We start from the raw sequence: 2,868 nt of genomic DNA, 5'->3' as shown, positions 1-2,868 counted from the left end.
CAACAAGGAGTTCAGGCTATTGTCAATAGGGAGTGAATATTACAATGGCGAAAAGGAAAGTGTATTTAGACCTATCGTATTGAAACCAGAAATGAAAAAAAGAGGCATTCCAGAAATTATAAATATCTATTTTGAAACCAGCAAAAGCGAACGTTATATAGGTCGTTTCTTTTTCGATTGGGACAAAATGAATGAATTGTATAAACAAGGTGGTGAGAAGCAAACACTTAAATTTCATATCACCGAAGACAGCAGTAAAATAGAGGTGCTACTTAATAATCAAAAAATAGAAGTCGATAGTATTCGTATCTATCCTAATAGTAGTATGAGATTTAGAGATTCTTTTGGAGGGCCGTATTCAGATTAATTTAATTAAATTTATAATGATATGGCACAGTATAATAATTACTGTGGCAATATTCGCAATAAATATTTAGGAATAATGGTTCAAATACCATCAGAAATGTTTACGACCATCAGAAACAAGTACATCCATTTATCATCACACTACGGAGGATTAAAAAACGCATTTATCGATATAAAAACAGGAGAACATGATTTGTTAGAAAGTGTTGGTTTTGTAAATCGTCCTGTAAAATATATCCTTGAAGACGGATATATCAGTTATAAAAGAGCCACCTATGCTATTAAATAAATTTATATTACTGTTTTTAGTTACAACAGGTTTTGTATGCTGTCAACCCAAAGAAAAGTTTGATTGGGAAATAGGAATATCAGCTCCTAAATATTATTCAAGTTTACCTAATGTAAAGTTTTTTTATAAAGAGAAACAGGTAAATAGTGTCTCGTCAGATTTTGGAATAGACCCAGGTTGGGGTGAAACTGCCGGTGGTTATGCAACTGGTATGGAGGAAGATGAGGTACCTGATATTCTTTATGTAAATTGGGACTGCGGGGTGGATATGGTACATTATGAAGGAACTTTTAAATTACCTAGAACAAAAATGGTTCAATTGTTTAATAATCCAGTAAAGGAGTATAATCAACTGCGAGATTATTCATTAATTGTAGTAGGAACTGCTCCTGGAGGTAATATTACTATTTGGATGAGAGCAGGAAGTGTATTAACAGAAATCGTAAAATATAAAGCTAAAGAAATTAATAAAATTGACCCATATGATAAAGATAGAGTAACCTTATGGACTTCAACAGGTAAAGAAGCAAAAGAAAATTTTAGATATTTATATCTCCACGGCATACCATACAAAGTATGGGAAGAAGGTGAAAAAGAATATGATTACGATGTAGGTTTTATGAGTGAAGGCAATAATATTTTCCCAAATATTACAACTTTATATGCTAAAGATGGTTCATGGCGTCAAGTATTTAAATCAGAAAGAAACATTTATGAGTATAAATGGAATAGTCAGATTGATTCAAGTGTTTCGAATAGTGCTAAACTTCCTGTTCAAATTGAAATTCAATGGAAAACTATTAGTAATCAAAAAATAAATCGTGCAATTATAGTTTTACCTAAAAATTTCCAACAAGTATTCTTGAAAGAGATGGGCAATGATAAAAAAATTGTTTTTAAAATTTATGATAATAGTAATGTAGGATCAATTTATTTATATGATTCAAAAAAAAATATGAAGATTATGGATTTTATTATGAAGGATTCTGATGATGAAACTATTAAGTCTTATTATTCACTCCCCAAAGACTTTGAATTTCCAAAATGGGAAGGTCGAGAAAATTTAATTAAACCCGATTTAGAGTTTTGGCAGGAAAAATAATAGAAAAATAAATATGCTAAAAAATAATGCAATTTTAAAAAAGCCTATAACATCTTTAATTTTAATTTTTAGTTTAACAATTTTTGCATCAATTTTTTTTACAGCAAAATTTGGTTCTTTTAGTGGTGAACCATTCTTATTGAAAGCACATTATTTACTTATACCTTTAGCAATATTATATATAATATCAGGAGTTATTGTTAAGGATATTAAATACCGAGTTCTCTATTTAGTAATTGGATTTTATCTAATCATTTTGTCGGGAATGATATATGCTTTACTTGCCTTTGCAAGTTTACTTAAATCGGGAGAATAAAATTACTAGACATTTATTATGCTAATATGCTACAATACTTTAATGCTTGTGCACAAGTTCGCAATAAATATGTAACAGAATACAACAGCAACAAACAGAATTTTGAGGGTGTATCAAGTAATTATTTAAAAGAAGTTTCATTATATGATTATAAAAGTTTTATTACTCCAGAGGATTTGAAAAAATTACGAAACGAGTACCTACATTGGTCTGTTAAAACTAATTTGCTTGGGTTAGACCCAAGAGGAGGAAGAGGAGGGGCACAAAAACAAGAGCAACGCAAACGAGAAATACACAATGGATAAATACGCAAAAAAAATAGCCCAATTTATAACAGTACTATTCTTATCACAACTAACCACACATTGCCAAATGCAAGAAGTAATTCCTGAATTTCATACCGAAATTTCCCATCCAGAAAATAAATATCGTATTACCCCAGTTTACGATTATATCAAAACCTTAGAAGGCTCTCCAGCAGGTTTACCTTACGGCAGTAGCAGTGGCGAGTGGGCAAGTTCAGGTAAAAGTTGGACAGAACAACACGGCACCCCTATAGGGTTTGAAATCACCTATTATGCACATTGTGAAAACAAGTATTATTACATAGATGAAAAATTTGATGTAGACCATATCAAAGAAATGATGAGCCGTTGTTATGCGGCTAGCGATATGGATAGTGAAACTCCTGTGAAAGAATATATTTATAAAAAAGAATGGGCAAAAATTAAAGCAAGTAATGGTTATGACCAATCGTATGATTCATTTAGTACCCTCGTTTTTGGTTTTGCTCCA

4 protein-coding genes and 2 pseudogenes are annotated in these 2,868 nt (G+C 31.0%); all 6 read left to right on the top strand.

Annotation, left to right across the window (positions count from 1 at the left end; genetic code table 11):
• Positions 1-367 (top strand): annotated as a pseudogene (locus RMO70_RS02910) (hypothetical protein); the annotation flags it as partial.
• Between the two features lie 21 nt (positions 368-388).
• A complete protein-coding gene (locus tag RMO70_RS02905; protein ID WP_310554926.1) occupies positions 389-655 on the top strand; it encodes a hypothetical protein in 267 nt (88 codons plus the stop codon).
• Positions 642-1,757: a DUF2931 family protein gene (locus RMO70_RS02900; RefSeq protein ID WP_310554925.1), complete on the top strand. Its 1,116-nt coding sequence runs from the start codon at positions 642-644 to the stop codon at positions 1,755-1,757. Before RMO70_RS02905 ends, RMO70_RS02900 begins: the two co-directional genes overlap by 14 nt.
• A 13-nt stretch (positions 1,758-1,770) precedes the next feature.
• Positions 1,771-2,073: a hypothetical protein gene (locus RMO70_RS02895; RefSeq protein WP_310554924.1), complete on the top strand. Its 303-nt coding sequence runs from the start codon at positions 1,771-1,773 to the stop codon at positions 2,071-2,073.
• Positions 2,074-2,099: 26 nt separating this feature from the next.
• Positions 2,100-2,378 carry a hypothetical protein gene (locus RMO70_RS02890; RefSeq protein ID WP_310554923.1) on the top strand — a complete coding sequence of 93 codons (279 nt, stop codon included), beginning with the start codon at positions 2,100-2,102 and terminating at the stop codon, positions 2,376-2,378.
• A pseudogene (locus tag RMO70_RS02885) lies at positions 2,371-2,868 on the top strand (hypothetical protein); the annotation flags it as partial. The gene RMO70_RS02890 and the pseudogene RMO70_RS02885, both read left to right, overlap by 8 nt.

Source organism: Flavobacterium sp., assembly GCF_031422135.1.
In the GTDB taxonomy this organism is placed as follows: domain Bacteria; phylum Bacteroidota; class Bacteroidia; order Flavobacteriales; family Flavobacteriaceae; genus Flavobacterium.
This window is presented reverse-complemented; position numbering and strand designations above follow the sequence as displayed.